This window comes from Paraburkholderia acidiphila (genome assembly GCF_009789655.1).
In the GTDB taxonomy this organism is placed as follows: Bacteria; Pseudomonadota; Gammaproteobacteria; order Burkholderiales; family Burkholderiaceae; genus Paraburkholderia; species Paraburkholderia acidiphila.
Window position 1 is genome coordinate 1,257,929 of the sequence record NZ_CP046909.1, and the last position, 18,858, is coordinate 1,276,786.

The following is an 18,858-nucleotide window of genomic DNA, read 5'->3' on the forward strand; positions in this document are numbered from 1 at the left end:
CGCACGTTCATAACGTGTGCGTGGCGGTTGGCGCGGCCGGTCATCCTTTAGGGGTAGGGGACACCATGAGTCTCGTCGAAGTGAAAGTGCCGGATATCGGCGACTTCAAGGACATCGACGTCATCGAAGTCAACATCAAGGCGGGCGACGTCATCGAGAAGGAGCAGACGCTGCTCTCGCTCGAGTCGGACAAGGCCACGATGGAAGTGCCCAGCGACGTTGCGGGCACCGTCAAGGAAGTGAAGCTCAAGGCCGGCGACAAGGCTTCGCAAGGCACGGTGATCGCGCTGGTCGAAGCCGTTGAAAGCGCGGCCGCGCCTGCACCGAAGGCCGAAGCGCCGAAGGCAGCCGAAGCGCCGAAGGCGGCGGCGCCCGCGCCCGCGCCGCAAGCCGGTAGCTTCAGCGGCAGCGCCGATGTCGAATGCGACATGCTCGTGCTCGGTGCCGGTCCCGGCGGCTATTCGGCGGCGTTCCGCTCCGCCGACCTCGGCATGAAGACCGTGCTGGTCGAGCGTTATTCGACGCTTGGCGGCGTTTGCCTGAACGTGGGCTGCATTCCGTCGAAGGCGCTGCTGCACACCGCGCTCGTGATCGACGAAGCCGAAGCGCTCGGTTCGCACGGCATCACCTTCGGCAAGCCGCAGATCGATCTGGACAAGCTGCGCGACTTCAAGTCGGGCGTCGTCAAGAAGCTCACGGGCGGTCTCGCCGGCATGGCGAAGGCGCGCAAGGTCGAAGTCGTGACCGGCGCGGGCGCATTCCTCGATCCGAACCACATGGAAGTGGCGGGCGAGAACGGCAAGAAGATCGTCAAGTTCAAGCAGGCGATCATCGCTGCGGGCTCGCAAGCCGTGAAGCTGCCGTTCATGCCGGAAGATCCGCGTGTGGTCGACTCGACCGGCGCGCTGGAGCTGCGTCAGATTCCGCAGAAGATGCTCGTGATCGGCGGCGGCATCATCGGTCTGGAAATGGCCACCGTCTACGCGACGCTTGGCGCGCAGATCGACGTCGTGGAAATGCTCGACGGCCTGATGGCCGGCGCGGACCGCGATCTCGTGAAGGTCTGGGAGAAGTACAACGCGAAGCGCTTCGCGAACGTCATGCTCAAGACCAAGACCACGAAGGCCGAGGCGAAGGACGATGGTATCTACGTCTCGTTCGAGGGCGAGAAAGCGCCGGCCGAACCGCAGCGCTACGACCTCGTGCTGGTCGCCGTGGGCCGCTCGCCCAACGGCAGGAAGATCGGCGCGGACAAGGCAGGCGTGGCGGTGACGGATCGCGGCTTCATCGAAGTCGACAAGCAGATGCGTACCAACGTGCCGCACATTTTCGCGATCGGCGACGTGGTCGGCCAGCCGATGCTTGCACACAAGGCCGTGCATGAAGGTCACGTGGCGGCGGAAGCGGCGCACGGCGAGAAGGCGTACTTCGACGCGCTGCAGATTCCGTCGGTGGCCTACACGGATCCGGAAGTGGCTTGGGCCGGCAAGACCGAAGACCAGTGCAAGGCCGAAGGCATCAAGTACGGTAAGGCAGTGTTCCCGTGGGCCGCTTCGGGCCGCGCGATCGCCAATGGCCGCGACGAGGGCTTTACCAAGCTGATCTTCGACGAAGAGACGCATCGCGTGATCGGCGGCGGTATCGTCGGCCTGAACGCTGGCGACCTCATCAGCGAAGTGTGCCTTGCCGTGGAAATGGGCGCGGATGCGACCGACATCGGCAAGACGATCCACCCGCACCCGACGCTGGGCGAGTCGATCGGCATGGCAGCCGAGTTGTACGAAGGCGTTTGTACCGACCTGCCTCCGCAGAAGAAGAAGTAAGTGCGTGCCGCGCCGCTCGTCGCGGCGCGCATGAAGAAACGGCACTCCGTGAGGAGTGCGCCGTTTGCATTTTGGGGTCACGCTCGGTGCTGCGGGGGTGCTACGAGAGGCGCCGGAGCGTAAAAAAGATTCCCGGTCGGCGACCGGGCAAGTGACATGCCGGGCGGCATGCCGGAGCGTTCAGGTCCGGCGCCCGGTGCGCCGCGGCTTCTGCGCGCGCACCGGTTCGATCTACAACGTTCAGACCGGCTTCTTGGCCGAAGCGGCGGCCGAGCGCGAGGCCTGGGCAGCAGCCTTGCTGGCAGCAGCAGTGGCGGCGTTGAAGTTGCTTTCCGCCATTTCCACGGCTTGCTTCGTCGCCTTGTGAACCGTTTCGTAGGTCGTGTTCGCGGCGTTGATGGCCGACTTGATCACGGCGACGGCGGTTTCCGAGCCAGCCGGTGCGTTCTTCGCGACGTTGTCGACGAGCGATTGAACCTTGCGGTTCTGCTCTTCGTAGTGGGCTTCGGCGACCTTCGCAAACTCAGCCTGGGTGGCCGAGGCGATTTCATACACATGACGGCCATACGACAGCAGCTTTTCGGTCAGCGGCTGGGCATAGCTCGTTTGCAGGGCCAGGAATTCCTGCGCGTCCTTCACCGACAGTGCGCGCTGGGCGTGTTCCTGCGATTCCGCCAGATTCGAGCGGACGGCCTGAAGGTTCAATTCGACGAGCTTTTCCACGCCTTCGAATGCCTTGCCGGTGAGGCCGAACAGGGTTTCGAGGTTGGCTTTCTGGGCAGCGGCGAATTGCTCAGGGGTCAGCAGACTCATGTTTACGCTCCTGTATGTCGGCGGCCTTCGTGGGTCGCCTGAAGTAAGTGGCACGGCGCTGGTGCTCTGTCGCTCGCTTTGTGCGTCGCAACATTGACTCGATTTTAGGACGCTCCGGAAGAAAGTCAAGGCTTTTTGGTGCGTCGCACAATGTCGATAATTTATTATTAAACAGTCACTTATGCCTCGCGCATGGTGCCACTGCGACAATCGCGCCGACGCCCCAGCATGCGGGGCTCGCGCCGAGTTGGCTGGGGCGGCGCGCAGGGTGCGGCAAGCGCAGAAGCGCGGCTTCTGGCAAGATGCGGCATGGATCATAGGAACGCGCCTATGGGATTTGTCCTGGGTGCGTACACCAAATTCCTACATGGAACGTTAATGATCCATTGCGGTCGAACGCGCGTCGCGCGGCACGGCGGCACTGGCGGTCAGACAATCTCACCCGTATTTTCCTCAGTTCAAGTTCCGTACGACGAACGCCGTTAACGCAGCAAGCGCACTGTGCGTGCGCCGCAAACGTTGACAGCATGCGGCGTCGTGGCGAGAGGAGCGGCTTGGCAATTGTCTGACTCCATCGAATGCGGGAAGTACATTGGCCAGCTCAATCGGAGGTCATACTTCGGTTTAATGAGCGCCTATAAGTGCTTCAATTTGCGAATTTTTCGTGGTTTTACTACACTTGGCGAACGATCCCGCCGCTCCATCAAGAACACCAATGAAATCCGACAAGCTCCTGTCGTTCTCACTGATGCCGTCGTCGGTTCTCAGCACCGCGTTGTCGGTTGCTGTTTCCGTTGCGATCAGTGCGACGCTCGTGGCGCCTGAGGGCGCCTTTGCTGCGTCGCAAGACGCTGCACCGGCCAAAACGGCCAAGGCGAAAAAGGCCACCAAGAAGGTTGCGAAGGCTGAGCCGGAATCGGCAAAGGCTACTAAAAAGGCGGGCGCAACCCGTACCGTCGCCGCGAAAGACGACGATGCGCGTCCGGTGGTGAAAAAGCGCCGCGTCACCTATACGATGAACGGCCGCCATCATTCGGCGGTGCGTCGCGTCGCGTTCGAACCGCGCCAGCCGACCGTCGGTCAGGCGTTCGGTCTGCACGAAACACCCGACTCGCTGATGCTGCGCTCGGGCGTCGCGTACGTGGTCGACCAGAACTCGCTCGAGCCGCTATTCGACAAGAACTCGCACGCCGTCGTGCCGATCGCGTCGATCTCGAAGCTCATGACGGCAATGGTCGTGCTCGATTCGAAGGAGTCGCTCTCGGAGCAAATCGAAGTCACGGACGAAGATCGTGACTACGAGAAGAACACGGGCTCGCGTCTTTCGGTGGGCTCGGTGCTCTCGCGCGAAGACATGCTGCACATCGCGTTGATGGCGTCGGAAAACCGCGCGGCGGCGGCGCTTTCGCGCTATTACCCGGGCGGCCGTCCGGCGTTCATCGCGGCGATGAACGCGAAGGCGAAGCAACTCGGCATGACCGATACGCACTTCGAGAATTCCACGGGGCTCACGAGCCACAACGTTTCGACCGCGCGTGACCTCGTGAAGATGGTGAACGCGGCCTACCAGTACCCGATGATTCGCCAGTTCTCGACCGACCGCAGCTACGACGTGTTCACGGGCAAGCGCAATCTCGCCTACAACAGCACGAATGCGTTGGTGCGCAATGCGTCGTGGGACATCGGCTTGCAGAAGACGGGTTTCATCAACGAAGCGGGTGAGTGCCTCGTCATGCAAACGACGATTCACAATCGTCCGGTGATCATGGTCCTGCTCGATTCGAGCGGCAAGTACTCGCGCTTCGCGGATGCAACGCGCGTGCGCACGTGGCTCGACAATGGCGGCGCCGACCAGCAGCCGCGCATTACGAGCGCCGACGCAGGCGGCCCTGGCACCTGAATCCCACCGTTTCCGGTTTATCCGACAAACGCCCCGCAATTGCGGGGCGTTTTGCTTTCCGGCGCGCTGTTCGTCCTATGACGATCGGCAGACTGTCTCGTCGTTTGTTTCGTCGGCACCATTGCCTGGTGAATACCTGCGCCCAATCCCGCCTGACCTCGGCGCGCGGTGATACTGGGGCTGATGGTTGTCAATTGACAACCAATCTGTCGATGCGTACACTGAGTTTGTCGATGAGACGATCGCACCCAAAGAAAGAGATCGAAGCCGTGCTTGCTTACGCTGAGAAACAAGGCTGGTTAGTTCAGCCAGGTAAAGGCCATGGGCACGCATGGGGTCGCATGTACTGCCCATACAACGACGCCGCTTGCCGTTGCGGGGAATCCTGCATCACGAGCATCTGGAGTACGCCGCGTAACGCGGGCAATCACGCCTATGTGCTCAAACGCGTGGTCGAGAACTGCACGACCCATCGTATCAACGCGGCAGCTGCGTGTGCGGCGGCCGTTGCGCCGGAGTAACGCATGGATTATCTGTTCACTCTCAAGTACCAACTGGCAGCCGAAGACAGCGATCATGAAGCGCTCGTGGAGCGCCTGGCGGCTGCAGGCTGCGACGACGCGACGATCGGTGTGGGCTTGCCGGGCCGAATCGCGCTGACATTCACGCGCGACAGCGCAAATGCATGGTCGGCAATCTATTCGGCGCTGCAGGACGTGAAGGAGGCGGTGCCTGGCGCGCGCCTCGTGGAAGCCGCGCCAGATTTCGTCGGCCTGACCGATGCCGCCGACTTGACCGGCATGTCGCGCCAGAACATGCGTAAGCTGATGCTCGGACACGCGCAGGAATTTCCCCAGCCCGTGCACGAGGGCAATCCGTCGCTATGGCATCTTGGCGACATCCTCGCATGGCTGATGGAGCGCGACGGATACAGCATCGACTCGGCGCTGCTGGAAACGGCGCGAACGGCAAAGCAGGTGAATCTGGCAAAAGAAGCGCGCCACCTCGACACCAAGCTGAACCGGAAGCTCGACGAACTGGTGGCGTGAGGCAGGCGGCGAGCCCCAAAAAAAGCGGAGGGCACGCCTCGGCTCTTCCAGGTTCAGCTTCTCGCTAAATTCACGCGGGCTGCACGTTGCCTTCAGCGGGCTCCGGGTGGTAGCCCAGCGATTCCGAAATCGTGAGCGCCGTCTTGCTCAACTGGCCTAGCCACGAATCTTGCAGCCGGTCCGCAGGCGCGGAAAGCGAAAGACCCGCAACGAGCTTACCGGTGTCGTCGTAGATGCCGGCAGCAATGCAGCGTACGCCCAGTTCGAGCTCCTCGTTGTCACGTGCACAGAATTGCTGGCGTACGTGGGCGAGTTCGCGCTCGAGCCGTCCGAGGTCGGTAATGCTGTTGCGCGTGTGGCCCGAAAGGCCGGTGCGCGTGGCGTAGGCGCGCACGCGGTTCGCTTCGTCGGCGGCGAGAAAGAGCTTGCCGACCGAAGTGAGGTGCAGCGGGGCCCGGCCGCCAATGGCGCGCACCACCTGCATGCCCGAGCGTTCCGAATAGGCGCGTTCGATATAGACGATTTCGTCGCCCTGGCGCACGGAGAGGTTGACGGTCTGGCCCGTGAGGCGGTGCAGTTCGCGCATCGGCGTGAGCGCCGCGTCGCGCACGGAAAGCCGCGCTTTCACGAGGTTACCGAGTTCGAGCAGCCGCATGCCAAGCCGGTAGGTGCCCGGATCGGAGCGGTCGACGAGACGGCAGCTCACCATATCGTTCAGGATGCGGTGCGCAGTCGAAGGATGCAGTTCGGTGCGCTGCGCAAGTTCCTTCAGGCTGACAGGGTCGCTGTGCGCGGCCAGCGCGTCCAGCAGGCGCATCATGCGCTCGATCACCTGAATCGAGGTCTTCGGATCTGGATGGGTGTCGCTCATGAGTTCAGATTCGTTTGACACTTGAGGCGGAAAATGCATTGTATCTCGTATTGTGAAAAAAGTAAGCCGCAGGGCGGAGTTTTGCGCTGCGCTGCGGCATCTCGCATGGCGGCCGAGGGTGATGCAGACCCGCGTTGGTCGTGGCGACGAAACAGCGGATAATCGGGGACGGTTTTAACGAGGAGTCCCCATGCGAGTCGGGTTGTTCGTCACGTGCCTTATCGACACGATGCGTCCGGAAATTGGTTTTTCGACGCTGAAATTGCTCGAAGAGGCAGGCTATGAAGTCGTCGTGCCGCCTGCGCAAACCTGCTGCGGCCAGCCTGCCTACAACTCAGGCGAGCGCGCGCTCGCGCGCGATCTCGCGGAAAAGACCCTGCGCGAATTCGAGCAGTTCGACTATCTCGTCGTCCCATCGGGGTCTTGTGGCGGCATGATCGGTGTGCACTACGGCGACCTGTTCCGCGACGATCCGGAATTGATGGCGCGCTACGGCAAGCTGCGCGAGCGTGTCTACGAACTTACGGATTTCCTCGTCAACGTCGCGAAGGTCACGCTGCCGCAAGGGGAGTTCAGCGGACCGGTGACTTACCACGACTCGTGCTCGGGCCTGCGCGAACTGGGCGTGAAGGCGCAGCCGCGCGCATTGCTCGCCCAGCGCGGCGTCGAAGTCCATGAGATGAAGGATTGCGAGCACTGCTGTGGCTTCGGTGGCACCTTTGCCGTGAAGTACGGTGACATCTCGACGGCCATCGCCGACGAAAAATGCGCCAATGTACAGGCAAGCGGGACCGGTGCCGTGGTGCTCGGCGACCTCGGCTGCATGCTGAATATCGAAGGCCGCTTGCGCCGCACCGGGGACACCACCACGCGCGTGCTGCACATCGCCCAGGTGCTGGCGGGGGACGTGTGATACGCCGCTGGTTGCCGTCGCTCCGTTTGCGCGCAATTCACGAATAGCCCCAGACCTCGCCGAACATCGCACAACATCGTCCACACGCCATGCAAGTCCAATCGATGCAGTTCAAGGCGCGCGCCGGTCAGAAGCTGGCCGACCAGCGTCTGCAGCACAACCTCAAGAAACTCTCGACCAAGTTCGTTTCGGCGCGCGCCGAGGCGATTACCGCGATCGATTTCCCCGCCACGCGCGCTGCGCTGAAGGCAAGGCGCAACCGTGCGCTCGAGAATCTCGATGTCTGGCTCGAACAGTTCGAAACGGAGGCTACGCGGCGCGCGGTGACCGTGCTCTACGCGCAAACGGCGCAAGACGCGGCAAAGCTGGTTGCGGACATCGCGCGGCGCCACGACGTGCACAAGGTCATCAAGACCAAATCGATGGTTTCGGAGGAAATGCGGCTCAATACGGTGCTCGCGGAAATGGGCGTGCAGTCCATCGAGACCGATCTGGGCGAGTACATCCTGCAGATCAACGACAACGAACCGCCGAGCCACATCATTGCGCCCGTCGTCCACAAGGACAAGGACGAGATTGCCGACCTCTTCGCGAAGACGCACGACAAGCCACGCCTGACCGAAATCCCCGATATGACGCGTGAGGCGCGCGAAATCCTGCGTCCGCATTTTCTCTCGGCGGATATGGGCGTGACGGGCGGCAACTTTCTCGTGGCGGAAACGGGGTCGGTCGTGCTCGTGACCAACGAGGGCAATGAGGGCATGTGTACGGTGATGCCGCGGGTCCATGTGGCGGTGACGGGCATCGAGAAGGTGCTGCCTACGCTCGAGGACCTCGCGACCGCCATGCGTCTGTTGCCGCGCTCGGCAACGGGGCAGGCCACGTCGAACTACTTCTCGGTTCTGACGGGCCCGCGCGGACCCGAGGACCAGGACGGGCCGGAGCACATGTACGTCGTACTCGTCGACGGCGGCCGCACGGGCCTCATTGGCGGGGAATTCCAGGAGATGCTGCGCTGCATTCGCTGCGGGGCGTGCATGAATCACTGCCCCGTCTATCAGAAGGTGGGCGGCCATGCGTATGGCTGGGTGTACCCGGGTCCGATGGGCTCCGTGCTCACGCCAAGCTACGTCGGCATCGAAAAGACGCTCGACCTTCCTCAGGCCGCGACACTCTGCGGCGAGTGCAACAGCGTCTGCCCTGTGGGCATTCCGCTTTCGGACTTGCTGCGCAAACTGCGCGAGAAGCAGACGGAGCGCCATTTACGCCCGTGGCGCGAACGCGCGGCGCTCGCCGCGTGGGGTTGGCTCGCGCTGCATCCAACGGCCTATGCGCTGCTCACCAAACTCGGCGTGCGGATCCTCGAGCGCATGGGCGGGCAGGCCAGGCTCATTCGCAAGCTGCCATTTGCACGCGGCTGGACCAACGGGCGCGACATGCCTGCGCCGGTCGGGCGTACTTTCCGCGAGTTGTACGCGGCGCGGCACACGCATCTGGACGCGACAAAGCGCACCGAACAGGCCTGACGCGCTCCCCCGCAGTCAAGTCCAGGTTGCCGACTATTTAAGCTGGCGCAACAGTGTGTTCGTCCGGACCGGGTTTTTCCTGATTGCGACTCTCTATATCATCTCGACTGGCGATAGTGCGTCCGCACCTGTCGCTTCACAGTCGATAGAGAGTCGCATCATGAGAAAGAAAATAACGGTGTACTGGCCGCTGGCGCTGATCGTGCCGCTCGCGGTGATCGCATGGATCCATGCATGGAAAACCGCCGAGCAGCAAATGCCGCTCGCAGCCGATCAGGTCACGGCAGAACTCGCGCGCGCCGTCTCGTATGGTCTCGTGGGCAGCGAAGGCAAGACGCCGGTGAAGGCGATGAACGCGATTGCGCCGCTGCCGCGCGCGAACGCGATCTGATGATCGTTCCGGCGCCAACGCGCCGCGCAGCGCGCGGTTCGTACGCTTTGTATAATTCGAAATTCGCCGCCGCGCGCTGAAGGCCAACCGCCGACCGTCTCACCAGCCCCCACGAATGAAAAAGGTTTCCGTCTGCTTCGTTTGTCTTGGCAATATCTGCCGCTCGCCTACGGCCGAGGCCGTGATGCTGCGTCTCGTGGATGAAGCGGGCTTGGCGGGATGTGTCGAGGTCGATTCGGCGGGAACAGGCGACTGGCACATCGGCGAGGCGCCCGACGCGCGGGCCCAGCGGGCCGGCGGCCAGCGCGGCTACGATCTCGCGCCGTTGCGCGCCCGGCAGATCGCGGCCGAGGATTTCCGCCGTTTCGACCTGATCGTGGCAATGGACGACGCCAACGTCACCGCTCTTCAAGATGTTTGCCCGGCGAGCGAGCGCGACAAGATCCGCCTGCTGATGGAGTTTGCACCCCAGGCTGACGAACGCGTCGTAGTCGATCCCTATTTCGGCGGCGACGCTGGCTTCGAAATGGTGCTCGATCAGTGTGAGACTGCTTGCGCGGGTCTACTTGTCGCATTGCGTGGGCAATTGGCCGACTGAGATGGGTGGCGCGGATCTGCCGAATGCGGAAGGCGCGCCATTTTTGCGATTCGCAGCGCACCTAATAACCCAGATCGCGACATTGATACTTGACTAAACTAGTCATGTATTTATACTTGACGAAAATTGTCGAGAATTGCGGTTCCCATACATCATGAGACTCACCACCAAAGGCCGTTTCGCCGTTACGGCGATGATTGACCTGGCCCTGCGCCAGGAGCAGGGCCCGGTGACGCTTGCGGGTATCAGCCAGCGGCAGCATATCTCGCTGTCGTACCTCGAACAGCTGTTCGGCAAGCTGCGCCGTCACGAAATCGTCGAATCGGTCCGCGGGCCGGGCGGCGGGTACAACCTCGCGCGTCGCGCTGAGGATGTCACGGTCGCGGACATCATCATCGCCGTAGACGAGCCGCTCGATGCCACCCAGTGCGGCGGCAAGGGCGCCTGCGAAGGCACCAAGCAGCATGACGGCCACTGCATGACGCACGAACTCTGGTCGACGCTGAACCAGAAAATGGTCGAGTACCTCGATTCGGTGTCGCTCAAGGACCTGGTGGACAAGCAGCGCGCCCGCGAAGGCGCCGCGCCCGCCGTCCTGCGCGACCGCCGCGCCGAGGCGCCGGCGGTGGAGCCGGTCAGGGCGGTGCCGCTAGGTCCGAACTCGATCTTCAACATGGCGGGTTCGTAGTCCCTTCGAGCGCCGCCAGAACGCAACACAGTACAGCGCAGCACATAAGATTCCCCGGAGCGATAGATGAATAACGACATTCCCCACCTGCCCATTTACATGGACTACAGTGCGACGACCCCCGTCGACCCGCGCGTGGTGGACAAGATGATTCCGTATCTGCGCGAGCAGTTCGGCAATCCGGCGTCGCGCAGCCACGCCTATGGCTGGGATGCGGAACATGCCGTCGAGGAAGCGCGCGAGCAGGTCGCCGCGCTCGTCAACGCCGACCCGCGTGAAATCATCTGGACCTCCGGCGCGACCGAATCGGACAACCTCGCGATCAAGGGCGCCGCGCACTTCTACAAGAGCAAGGGTAAGCACATCATCACGGTGAAGACCGAGCACAAGGCCGTGCTCGACACCTGCCGCGAGCTCGAGCGCGAAGGCTACGAAGTCACCTATCTGGACGTCAAGGACGACGGCCTGATCGACCTCGAAGCGTTCAAGGCCGCGTTGCGTCCCGACACGATCCTTGTTTCCGTCATGCACGTGAACAACGAGATCGGCGTGATCCAGGACATCGAGACGATCGGCGAGATCTGCCGCGAGAAGGGCATCATTTTCCACGTCGACGCCGCGCAATCCACTGGCAAGGCGCCCATCGACCTGCAAAAGCTCAAGGTCGACCTGATGTCGTTCTCGGCGCACAAGACCTATGGCCCGAAGGGCATCGGCGCGCTGTACGTGCGCCGCAAGCCGCGCGTGCGCATCGAAGCGCAGATGCACGGCGGCGGTCACGAGCGCGGCATGCGCTCGGGCACGCTGGCTACGCACCAGATCGTCGGCATGGGCGAAGCATTCCGCATCGCGCGTGAAGAGATGGCCACGGAAAACGAGCGCGTGCGCATGCTGCGCGACAAGCTCCTGCGCGGCCTGAAGGAAATCGAAGAAACCTACGTGAACGGCGACATGGAACAGCGTGTCCCGCACAACCTGAACATCAGCTTCAACTTCGTCGAAGGCGAGTCGCTGATCATGGCGGTCAAGGACGTGGCGGTGTCGTCGGGTTCGGCTTGCACGTCCGCATCGCTCGAGCCGTCGTATGTGCTGCGCGCGCTCGGTCGCAACGACGAATTGGCGCACAGCTCGATCCGCTTCACAGTGGGCCGCTTCACGACGGAACAGGATGTCGATTACGTCATCAACCTGCTGAAGACGAAGATCGCCAAGCTGCGCGAGCTGTCGCCGCTGTGGGAAATGCACCAGGACGGCATCGATCTGTCGACCATTCAGTGGGCGGCGCACTAAGGCCGCACTAAGGCTTTAGCCGCGCAGTCAGCAGCGAACTTTGACCCGGCCGCAGCGCAACGGATTGCAGCGCGGCCAACGAATTGAAGGAGTGTGATCATGGCATATAGCGACAAGGTTCTGGACCACTACGAAAACCCGCGCAACGTCGGTTCGTTCTCGAAGGACGACGACGCGGTCGGCACCGGCATGGTCGGTGCGCCGGCGTGCGGCGACGTGATGAAGCTGCAGATCCGCGTGGGCGCGGACGGCGTGATCGAAGACGCGAAGTTCAAGACCTACGGCTGCGGCTCGGCGATCGCTTCGAGCTCGCTCGTGACCGAGTGGGTGAAGGGCAAGACGCTCGACCAGGCCCTCGACATCAAGAACACGCAGATCGCCGAAGAACTGGCGCTGCCGCCGGTGAAGATCCACTGCTCGATTCTCGCGGAAGACGCGATCAAGGCAGCGGTTGCCGACTATCGCCAGCGTCACACGACCGAAGCGAAGGCCGACGCGGCGTAAAGCGGCGTAAGGCGCGCAGCAGCGAATGCAGGACGGCGCCGGACCTCGGGTGCGGCGCTCTGGGACTAACGATTTTGGATGCAGCAGGGTTGCGTCGCGACGCAAGGGAAGGCGAAAGCCGAACCGGGCGGCGCGAGGCGCGGCGAAGATGCTATGGCAATTACGTTGACTGAAAAAGCGGCACAGCACGTGCAAAAGTACCTGACCCGTCGCGGCAAGGGCGTGGGCCTGCGTCTTGGCGTGCGCACGACGGGCTGCTCGGGCCTCGCGTACAAGCTCGAGTACGTCGACGAACTCGCGCCCGAGGACAACGTCTTCGAGAGCCACGGCGTGAAGGTCATCGTCGACCCGAAGAGCCTCGCCTATATCGACGGCACGCAGCTCGACTTCGTGCGCGAAGGCCTGAACGAAGGCTTCCGGTTCAACAACCCGAATGTGAAGGACGAGTGCGGCTGCGGCGAGTCCTTCCGCGTTTGAGCCCGCGTCGAGCGGTGAAAAGGCGGCCTGTGCCGCCTTTTTGATTTTGATGGCCCTGATAGCCCCACAAGAACGTTCCAGCCGATGAGCACGCCTTCCACGCCCGCCCGGTCGCTCTCCGATAGCCACTTCGTGCTGTTCGGCCTGCCCGAGCAGTTCGAAATCGATGCGAACGCGCTCGACCATGCCTACCGCACGGTGCAGGCGCAGGTGCACCCCGACCGTTTCGCCGCGGCCGGCGAGGCGCAGAAGCGCATCGCCATGCAGTGGGCCACGCGCACGAACGAGGCGTACCAGACGCTGCGCGATCCGCTCAAGCGCGCGAAGTATCTGCTGCATCTGCGCGGTATCGACGTCGGCGCGGAGAACAACACGGCGATGGAGCCCGCGTTCCTGATGCAGCAGATGGAGTGGCGCGAGGCAATCGAAGACGCGGTCGGCGCGAAGAACGTCGACGCGCTCGATGCGCTCGCGGGCGAGTTGCGCGACGACGAACGCGTGCGCTTCACGAAGCTCGCGGCGCTGCTCGACAGCGGCTCGAACCAGCCGGCGGCCGAGGCGGTGCGCCAGCTCATGTTCATCGAGCGCGTGGCGGGCGAGATCGACTCGCAGATCGAGCGTCTCGAAGGCTGAAACGGATATCGGGCGCTCGCGCTCATCAGGTTTTGAAGCAGGTTTAAAAGCAGCTTAAAAAGCAGATTACACAGATGGCCTTACTGCAAATCTCCGAACCCGGCATGGCGCCGGCGCCGCATCAGCGGCGACTCGCCGTCGGCATCGACCTCGGCACGACGAACTCGCTGGTCGCGGCCGTGCGCAGCGGCGTGCCCGACGTGCTGCCCGACGAAGACGGCCACGTGCTGCTGCCCTCGGTCGTACGCTATCTCGCCAATGGCGGCCGTCGTATCGGCCGCACGGCGAAGGCGGAAGCGGCCACCGACCCGCGCAACACGATCGTTTCGGTCAAGCGCTTCATGGGCCGCGGCAAGTCCGAAGTCGAAGGCGCGGCCAACGCGCCGTACGACTTCGTCGACGCGCCGGGCATGGTGCAGATCCAGACCGTGGACGGCGTGAAAAGCCCGGTCGAAGTGTCGGCGGAGATTCTCGCGACGCTGCGCCAGCGCGCCGAAGACACGCTCGGCGACGAACTCGTCGGCGCCGTCATCACGGTGCCTGCGTACTTCGACGAAGCGCAGCGCCAGGCGACCAAGGACGCCGCGCGTCTCGCGGGCCTCAACGTGCTGCGTCTGCTCAACGAGCCGACCGCGGCGGCGATTGCCTACGGTCTCGACAACGGCGCCGAAGGCCTCTACGCGGTCTACGACCTCGGCGGCGGCACGTTCGACCTGTCGATTCTCAAGCTCACGAAGGGCGTGTTCGAAGTGCTGGCGGCCGGCGGCGATTCGGCGCTCGGCGGCGACGATTTCGACCACGCGCTCTTTGCGTATGCGCTGGAGCAGTCCGGGATCGAGCGCGCGAGCCTCGCACCCGAAGACGTGCGCCTGTTGCTCGACCGCGTGCGCGATGCGAAGGAAGCACTCTCGTCCGCGCCCGAGGCGCTCATCGAGGCGACGCTGTCGAGCGGCAAGCAGATCGCGCTGACGATCGACGAGCCGCGCTTCGAGGCGCTCACGCAAGCGCTCGTGCAACGCACGCTCACGCCGACGAAGAAGGCGCTGCGCGACGCAAAGGTGACGGCGAAGGAAGTGAAGGGCGTGGTGCTGGTTGGCGGCGCGACGCGCATGCCGGTCATCCGCCGCGCTGTGGAGCAGCACTTCGGCCAGGCGCCGCTCACGAATCTGGACCCGGACCAGGTCGTCGCGCTCGGTGCGGCGATCCAGGCCGACCTGCTCGCGGGCAACCGCGGCGGCGAGGACGACTGGCTGCTGCTCGACGTCATTCCGCTGTCGCTCGGGGTGGAGACGATGGGTGGCCTCGTAGAGAAGATCATCCCGCGCAATTCGACCATTCCGGTCGCGCGCGCGCAGGACTTCACGACCTTCAAGGACGGCCAGACGGCCATGGCGATTCACGTCGTGCAAGGCGAGCGCGAACTTGTCGCTGACTGCCGCTCGCTCGCGCGATTCGAGCTGCGCGGTATTCCGCCGATGGCGGCGGGCGCGGCGCGCATTCGCGTGACTTACCAGGTGGATGCGGACGGCCTCTTGTCCGTGTTCGCGCGTGAACAGATCTCGGGCGTGGAAGCGTCGGTGGTGGTGAAGCCGTCCTACGGTCTCGCCGATGACGACGTGGCGCGTATGCTCGAAGACAGCTTCAAGACCGCCGAAGTCGACATGCGCGCCCGCGCGCTGCGCGAGGCACAGGTCGAGGCGCAACGCATCATCGAAGCGACGAACGCCGCTTTGGGCGCCGATGGCGAACTGCTCGACGAAGCCGAGCGCGCGCAAGTCGACGCGCTGATCGCCGCGCTCGCACAAGTCGCGCAGGGCGACGACGCCGGCGCGATCGAAGCGGCGACGAAGTCGCTTTCCGAAGGCACCGACGAGTTCGCCGCGCGCCGGATGGACAAGGGCATCAAGCGCGCGCTGGCGGGCAAGAAGCTCGACGAGATCGGTTGAATGCGCGGCTGAAACCTCAACAGTTTAAAGGTGAACGCGTCGTTAGCAAACGGCGCGCGCGTGCGTGCTTTCCCGATGTGGCAGAGCGCGCACCGACAGTAGAATGGGCACATGCCGCCGTCGGAGGCGGGGCATGGGCCCGATATGAAAGTTATTGGATACGGAAATCACAATGCCTCAAATCGTGGTGCTGCCCCATGTCGAACTGTGCCCTGAGGGCGCCGTCATCGACGCCAAGCCGGGCGAGAGCGTGTGCGACGCGCTGCTCGAACACGGCATCGAAATCGAGCACGCATGCGAGAAGTCGTGCGCGTGCACGACCTGTCACGTGATCGTGCGCGAAGGTTTCGATGCGCTCGTGCCGTCCGAGGAAGACGAAGACGATCTCCTCGACAAGGCATGGGGCCTCGAGCCGACGTCGCGGTTGTCGTGCCAGGCCATCGTGCCCGCGAACGACGACCTGGTGGTCGAGATTCCGCGTTACTCGATCAACCACGCGAAGGAAAACCACTGAGCCACTGAACATCAGGAGGAGCGCGCAGCCATGAAATGGACCGATACGCAGGACATCGCGATGGCCTTGACGGACACCCATCCAGAAGTGGACCCGCAGTACGTGCGCTTCACCGATCTGCATCGCTGGATCACTCAGCTAGACGGTTTCGACGACGACCCCGAGCGCTCGAACGAGAAGATTCTCGAAGCGATCCAGGCCGCGTGGATCGAAGACGCGGATTACTGATTCCCGGCACGTTCGCGAAGCAGACGAGAAAAAGGCGATTTGCCCATACGGCAAATCGCCTTTTATTGCGCAGTCAGACAGCTTCAGCGCATTCAACCCGCGACCAGCGTGCCGTTTTCCACGCGCACGCGCTCGCCCTGCTGGAACGGCGGCGCTTCGTGATACGTGAAGTAGCGCGTCTTGCCGTTCTCCATACGCACGCGTACCGAATAGCTCGTCGTGCTGCGCAGGTGCTTTTCGACTGAGTTGCCCGCGAAACCGCCACCGAGTGCGCCGAGCAGCGTCATGGCCGTGCGGCCGTTACCCGAGCCGAACTGGTTGCCGACCACGCCGCCGGCCACCGCGCCGCCCACTGCGCCGATACCCGTGCCGTGGCCTTCCTGCTTGGTCTCGGAAATCGCGACGACCGTGCCGCACGTCGAACACGCGGGCTGGGCGGGCGGCGCTTCCTGCGCGTACTGCTGCTGCGAAGCCTGCGGCGGCTGGCCGGGCTGTTGAGCATATTGCTGCGCCGGGGCCGCCGGAGCCACAGGCACGGCCGCTTGCTGTTGCGCCTGCGCCGGGGCAGGCTGCGCTTCGGCGGGCGCGGTCTGCTCATTCTGAGCGTATTGCGAGGCCTGCACGGGCTTCGTCGAGTCGACCACCGGCGGCTGCGAAGCCGTCATGGAAGTCTGGCCCGTTTGCACCTGGGCGCTCTGTTCGGCGGTGCTGGAAGCTTTCGGGAAAACGCCAGTGATGGCCGCGGTGGCCGCCAGGCTCGCGACGATGACGGCGGCCGCTGCGGTTGCGATAAGCGGGTGAAGGCGGCGCTTCGGTGTGGTTGGATCGGTTGCGTTCATGACAGGCTCCGTCTTTGGCAGAGTTGGCTCTCTTTTGTGAGACCCAGTTTGAGCCAATCTAATTCTGTGAGCGTTTCAAGTTGTAACCCGGCGCTGCGGCGGCATTCAGACGAAAAGTGCGCAAGCGTCGCGCAGCATTGCACAGCGCGGTTTTCCATACGGGCGCAATTGACATGCCCGTTTTAGCCGCTGCATTGGCCGGGAGATTTTACCGATGGTTACAAACGCGTGCGCTGGGCGGCCCTAAAGAAACGGGGCGCATGCGGTAGGAACCGCATGCGCCCCGTCATGGCAGACAGAGGTTCCGCTTAGTCTTCGCGGCGCAGATGCGGGAAGAGGATCACGTCGCGGATGCTGGCGCTGTCCGTGAGCAGCATGATCAGGCGGTCGATGCCGATACCGCAGCCGCCCGTCGGGGGCATGCCGTACTCGAGCGCACGGATGTAGTCGGCGTCGTAGAACATCGCTTCTTCGTCGCCTGCGTCCTTCTGCTCGACCTGCTTCTTGAAGCGGGCGGCCTGGTCTTCCGGATCGTTAAGCTCCGAGAAGCCGTTGGCGATCTCGCGGCCCGTGATGAACAGCTCGAAGCGCTCGGTGATGCCCGGCAGCGTGTCCGAGGCGCGCGCGAGCGGTGAGACTTCGACGGGGTAGTCGATGATATACGTCGGCTCCCACAGCTGCGACTCGGCGGTCTCTTCGAAGAGCGCCAGTTGCAGCGAACCCACGCCCGCGTTGAGGAACTGCGGCTGGTTCGCGTCCACGCCGAACTTCTTCAGTTCCGTACGCAGGAACGCGGCGTCGGCGAGCTGCTCGGTCGTGTACTGCGGCGCGTACTTCTGGATCGCCTGGACGATCGTCAAGCGATGGAACGGCTTCGAGAGGTCCAGCTCACGGCCCTGATACGTCAACACGGCGGTGCCGCTCGCGTCGATAGCGGCCTGGCGGATCAGTTGCTCGGTGAAGTCCATGAGCCATGCGTAGTCGGTGTACGCGGCGTAGAACTCCATCATCGTGAATTCCGGATTGTGACGCGGCGAGACGCCTTCGTTACGGAAATTCCGGTTGATTTCGAACACGCGCTCGAAGCCGCCCACGATCAGGCGCTTCAGATACAGCTCGGGCGCGATGCGCATGAACATCTGCATGTCGAGCGCGTTGTGGTGCGTGACGAACGGCTTGGCCGCCGCGCCGCCCGGGATCGGGTGCAGCATCGGCGTTTCGACTTCCATGAAGCCCGCGCCCGCCATGAAATTGCGCACCGACGAGATCGCCTTGGTGCGCGCCTGGAACGTCTGACGCGCTTCCGGCGTGACGATCAGGTCGACATAGCGCTGGCGATAGCGCATTTCCTGGTCGGAGAGGCCGTGGAACTTGTCGGGCAGCGGGCGCAGCGCCTTCGAGAGCAGGCGCAGTTCCGTGACGCGCACCGAGAGTTCGCCCTTGTTGGTGCGGAACAGCACGCCCTTGGCCGCGACGATATCGCCCAGGTCCCACTTCTTGAACGCGTCGTAGGTCGCTTCGCCCACATCGGCGGGCGTGATGAAGAACTGGATCTGGCCCGAGCCGTCGCGCACCGTGGCGAAGCTCGCCTTGCCCATCACGCGCTTGAGCATCATGCGGCCGGCGATCGCCACTTCGAGCGGCTTGGCTTCGAGCGCGTCCTTGTCGGTGTCGGCGTAGTCGCGCTGCAGGTCGGCGGCGTGGTGAGTGGGGCGGAAGTCGTTCGGATAGGCGACGCCTGCCTCGCGCAGCGCGCGCAGTTTCTCGCGGCGCTCGGCGATGATCTGGTTGTCGTCGAGTTCGGGCGCGGCGCTGGGCGCGCTCTGCTGGGTCGGTTCGGTCATGATGGCTCGGA

Annotated in this window: 20 protein-coding genes; 16 read left to right on the top strand and 4 right to left on the bottom strand. The window is 63.5% G+C overall.

Annotated features, from left to right (window positions below):
- The first annotated feature begins 65 nt into the window (after positions 1-65).
- Positions 66-1,823 carry a dihydrolipoyl dehydrogenase gene (lpdA, locus tag FAZ97_RS05610; protein WP_158757563.1) on the top strand — a complete coding sequence of 586 codons (1,758 nt, stop codon included), beginning with the start codon at positions 66-68 and terminating at the stop codon, positions 1,821-1,823.
- A 240-nt stretch (positions 1,824-2,063) separates the two neighbouring features.
- Here the strand turns inward: lpdA and FAZ97_RS05615 are convergent, their stop codons facing one another.
- Positions 2,064-2,636: a phasin family protein gene (locus FAZ97_RS05615; RefSeq protein ID WP_158757564.1), complete on the bottom strand. Its 573-nt coding sequence runs from the start codon at positions 2,634-2,636 to the stop codon at positions 2,064-2,066.
- A 715-nt stretch (positions 2,637-3,351) separates the two neighbouring features.
- On the opposite strand from FAZ97_RS05615, the gene pbpG reads away from it, so the two are divergent.
- From pbpG to FAZ97_RS05630, 3 genes are all read left to right on the top strand, one after another.
- Positions 3,352-4,536, top strand: a complete 1,185-nt coding sequence (gene pbpG, locus FAZ97_RS05620; RefSeq protein WP_158757565.1) for a D-alanyl-D-alanine endopeptidase — start codon at positions 3,352-3,354, stop codon at positions 4,534-4,536.
- A 233-nt stretch (positions 4,537-4,769) separates the two neighbouring features.
- Positions 4,770-5,057, top strand: a complete 288-nt coding sequence (locus FAZ97_RS35330; RefSeq protein ID WP_158759063.1) for a hypothetical protein — start codon at positions 4,770-4,772, stop codon at positions 5,055-5,057.
- Positions 5,058-5,060: 3 nt separating this feature from the next.
- The gene (locus FAZ97_RS05630; RefSeq protein WP_158757566.1) at positions 5,061-5,585 is read left to right on the top strand and encodes a helix-turn-helix transcriptional regulator; all 525 of its coding nucleotides are present in this window, start codon (positions 5,061-5,063) and stop codon (positions 5,583-5,585) included.
- Between the two features lie 70 nt (positions 5,586-5,655).
- Here the strand turns inward: FAZ97_RS05630 and FAZ97_RS05635 are convergent, their stop codons facing one another.
- Positions 5,656-6,456 carry an IclR family transcriptional regulator gene (locus FAZ97_RS05635; RefSeq protein ID WP_028204180.1) on the bottom strand — a complete coding sequence of 267 codons (801 nt, stop codon included), beginning with the start codon at positions 6,454-6,456 and terminating at the stop codon, positions 5,656-5,658.
- Positions 6,457-6,646: 190 nt separating this feature from the next.
- Between FAZ97_RS05635 and FAZ97_RS05640 the strand changes: the two genes are divergently transcribed.
- The 12 genes from FAZ97_RS05640 (at position 6,647) to iscX (ending at position 16,164) form a co-directional block, all read left to right on the top strand.
- Entirely contained in the window at positions 6,647-7,369 is a 723-nt protein-coding gene (locus tag FAZ97_RS05640) for a (Fe-S)-binding protein (RefSeq protein ID WP_158757567.1), read from the top strand.
- Positions 7,370-7,458: 89 nt separating this feature from the next.
- Positions 7,459-8,895: a lactate utilization protein B gene (locus FAZ97_RS05645; RefSeq protein ID WP_158757568.1), complete on the top strand. Its 1,437-nt coding sequence runs from the start codon at positions 7,459-7,461 to the stop codon at positions 8,893-8,895.
- 160 nt (positions 8,896-9,055) lie between these two features.
- Entirely contained in the window at positions 9,056-9,286 is a 231-nt protein-coding gene (locus tag FAZ97_RS05650; RefSeq protein ID WP_158757569.1) for a hypothetical protein, read from the top strand.
- Positions 9,287-9,401: 115 nt separating this feature from the next.
- On the top strand, positions 9,402-9,884 hold the full coding sequence (locus FAZ97_RS05655) for a low molecular weight protein-tyrosine-phosphatase (RefSeq protein ID WP_158757570.1): 483 nt from the start codon (positions 9,402-9,404) through the stop codon (positions 9,882-9,884).
- Positions 9,885-10,038: 154 nt separating this feature from the next.
- A complete protein-coding gene (gene iscR / locus FAZ97_RS05660) occupies positions 10,039-10,572 on the top strand; it encodes a Fe-S cluster assembly transcriptional regulator IscR (RefSeq protein ID WP_158757571.1) in 534 nt (177 codons plus the stop codon).
- A gap of 66 nt (positions 10,573-10,638) precedes the next feature.
- Entirely contained in the window at positions 10,639-11,862 is a 1,224-nt protein-coding gene (locus FAZ97_RS05665; protein WP_158757572.1) for an IscS subfamily cysteine desulfurase, read from the top strand.
- A gap of 99 nt (positions 11,863-11,961) precedes the next feature.
- Positions 11,962-12,366 carry a Fe-S cluster assembly scaffold IscU gene (gene iscU / locus FAZ97_RS05670; RefSeq protein ID WP_028204173.1) on the top strand — a complete coding sequence of 135 codons (405 nt, stop codon included), beginning with the start codon at positions 11,962-11,964 and terminating at the stop codon, positions 12,364-12,366.
- A 153-nt stretch (positions 12,367-12,519) separates the two neighbouring features.
- On the top strand, positions 12,520-12,843 hold the full coding sequence (gene iscA / locus FAZ97_RS05675; RefSeq protein WP_028210067.1) for an iron-sulfur cluster assembly protein IscA: 324 nt from the start codon (positions 12,520-12,522) through the stop codon (positions 12,841-12,843).
- 84 nt (positions 12,844-12,927) lie between these two features.
- Positions 12,928-13,476 (top strand): Fe-S protein assembly co-chaperone HscB, encoded by a 549-nt coding sequence (hscB, locus tag FAZ97_RS05680; RefSeq protein WP_158757573.1) that lies wholly within the window; start codon positions 12,928-12,930, stop codon positions 13,474-13,476.
- Positions 13,477-13,550: 74 nt separating this feature from the next.
- Positions 13,551-15,422, top strand: coding sequence for a Fe-S protein assembly chaperone HscA (gene hscA, locus FAZ97_RS05685; RefSeq protein ID WP_158757574.1), 1,872 nt, complete (start codon positions 13,551-13,553; stop codon positions 15,420-15,422).
- A gap of 172 nt (positions 15,423-15,594) precedes the next feature.
- Positions 15,595-15,936, top strand: coding sequence for an ISC system 2Fe-2S type ferredoxin (fdx, locus tag FAZ97_RS05690; RefSeq protein ID WP_158757575.1), 342 nt, complete (start codon positions 15,595-15,597; stop codon positions 15,934-15,936).
- Between the two features lie 30 nt (positions 15,937-15,966).
- Positions 15,967-16,164: a Fe-S cluster assembly protein IscX gene (iscX, locus tag FAZ97_RS05695; protein ID WP_028204168.1), complete on the top strand. Its 198-nt coding sequence runs from the start codon at positions 15,967-15,969 to the stop codon at positions 16,162-16,164.
- Positions 16,165-16,256: 92 nt separating this feature from the next.
- Here iscX and FAZ97_RS05700 read toward each other — a convergent pair whose 3' ends face one another.
- Both FAZ97_RS05700 and lysS read right to left on the bottom strand, forming a co-directional pair.
- A complete protein-coding gene (locus tag FAZ97_RS05700) occupies positions 16,257-17,003 on the bottom strand; it encodes a glycine zipper 2TM domain-containing protein (protein WP_158757576.1) in 747 nt (248 codons plus the stop codon).
- A gap of 308 nt (positions 17,004-17,311) precedes the next feature.
- Positions 17,312-18,847, bottom strand: a complete 1,536-nt coding sequence (gene lysS / locus FAZ97_RS05705) for a lysine--tRNA ligase (protein WP_158757577.1) — start codon at positions 18,845-18,847, stop codon at positions 17,312-17,314.
- Between the last annotated feature and the right edge of the window lie 11 nt (positions 18,848-18,858).

Excerpts from the sequence above, each read along its gene's own strand:
- FAZ97_RS35330 (WP_158759063.1), top strand. The coding sequence starts at position 4,770 with ATGAGACGATCGCACCCAAAGAAAGAGATCGAAGCCGTGCTTGCTTAC.
- FAZ97_RS05645 (WP_158757568.1), top strand. The coding sequence starts at position 7,459 with ATGCAAGTCCAATCGATGCAGTTCAAGGCGCGCGCCGGTCAGAAGCTG.
- FAZ97_RS05635 (WP_028204180.1), bottom strand. The coding sequence starts at position 6,456 with ATGAGCGACACCCATCCAGATCCGAAGACCTCGATTCAGGTGATCGAG.
- FAZ97_RS05615 (WP_158757564.1), bottom strand. The coding sequence starts at position 2,636 with ATGAGTCTGCTGACCCCTGAGCAATTCGCCGCTGCCCAGAAAGCCAAC.
- FAZ97_RS05700 (WP_158757576.1), bottom strand. The coding sequence starts at position 17,003 with ATGAACGCAACCGATCCAACCACACCGAAGCGCCGCCTTCACCCGCTT.
- hscB (WP_158757573.1), top strand. The coding sequence starts at position 12,928 with ATGAGCACGCCTTCCACGCCCGCCCGGTCGCTCTCCGATAGCCACTTC.
- FAZ97_RS05655 (WP_158757570.1), top strand. The coding sequence starts at position 9,402 with ATGAAAAAGGTTTCCGTCTGCTTCGTTTGTCTTGGCAATATCTGCCGC.
- FAZ97_RS05665 (WP_158757572.1), top strand. The coding sequence starts at position 10,639 with ATGAATAACGACATTCCCCACCTGCCCATTTACATGGACTACAGTGCG.
- FAZ97_RS05640 (WP_158757567.1), top strand. The coding sequence starts at position 6,647 with ATGCGAGTCGGGTTGTTCGTCACGTGCCTTATCGACACGATGCGTCCG.
- FAZ97_RS05650 (WP_158757569.1), top strand. The coding sequence starts at position 9,056 with ATGAGAAAGAAAATAACGGTGTACTGGCCGCTGGCGCTGATCGTGCCG.
- FAZ97_RS05630 (WP_158757566.1), top strand. The coding sequence starts at position 5,061 with ATGGATTATCTGTTCACTCTCAAGTACCAACTGGCAGCCGAAGACAGC.
- fdx (WP_158757575.1), top strand. The coding sequence starts at position 15,595 with ATGCCTCAAATCGTGGTGCTGCCCCATGTCGAACTGTGCCCTGAGGGC.
- iscA (WP_028210067.1), top strand. The coding sequence starts at position 12,520 with ATGGCAATTACGTTGACTGAAAAAGCGGCACAGCACGTGCAAAAGTAC.
- lpdA (WP_158757563.1), top strand. The coding sequence starts at position 66 with ATGAGTCTCGTCGAAGTGAAAGTGCCGGATATCGGCGACTTCAAGGAC.
- lysS (WP_158757577.1), bottom strand. The coding sequence starts at position 18,847 with ATGACCGAACCGACCCAGCAGAGCGCGCCCAGCGCCGCGCCCGAACTC.
- hscA (WP_158757574.1), top strand. The coding sequence starts at position 13,551 with ATGGCCTTACTGCAAATCTCCGAACCCGGCATGGCGCCGGCGCCGCAT.
- iscR (WP_158757571.1), top strand. The coding sequence starts at position 10,039 with ATGAGACTCACCACCAAAGGCCGTTTCGCCGTTACGGCGATGATTGAC.
- pbpG (WP_158757565.1), top strand. The coding sequence starts at position 3,352 with ATGAAATCCGACAAGCTCCTGTCGTTCTCACTGATGCCGTCGTCGGTT.
- iscX (WP_028204168.1), top strand. The coding sequence starts at position 15,967 with ATGAAATGGACCGATACGCAGGACATCGCGATGGCCTTGACGGACACC.
- iscU (WP_028204173.1), top strand. The coding sequence starts at position 11,962 with ATGGCATATAGCGACAAGGTTCTGGACCACTACGAAAACCCGCGCAAC.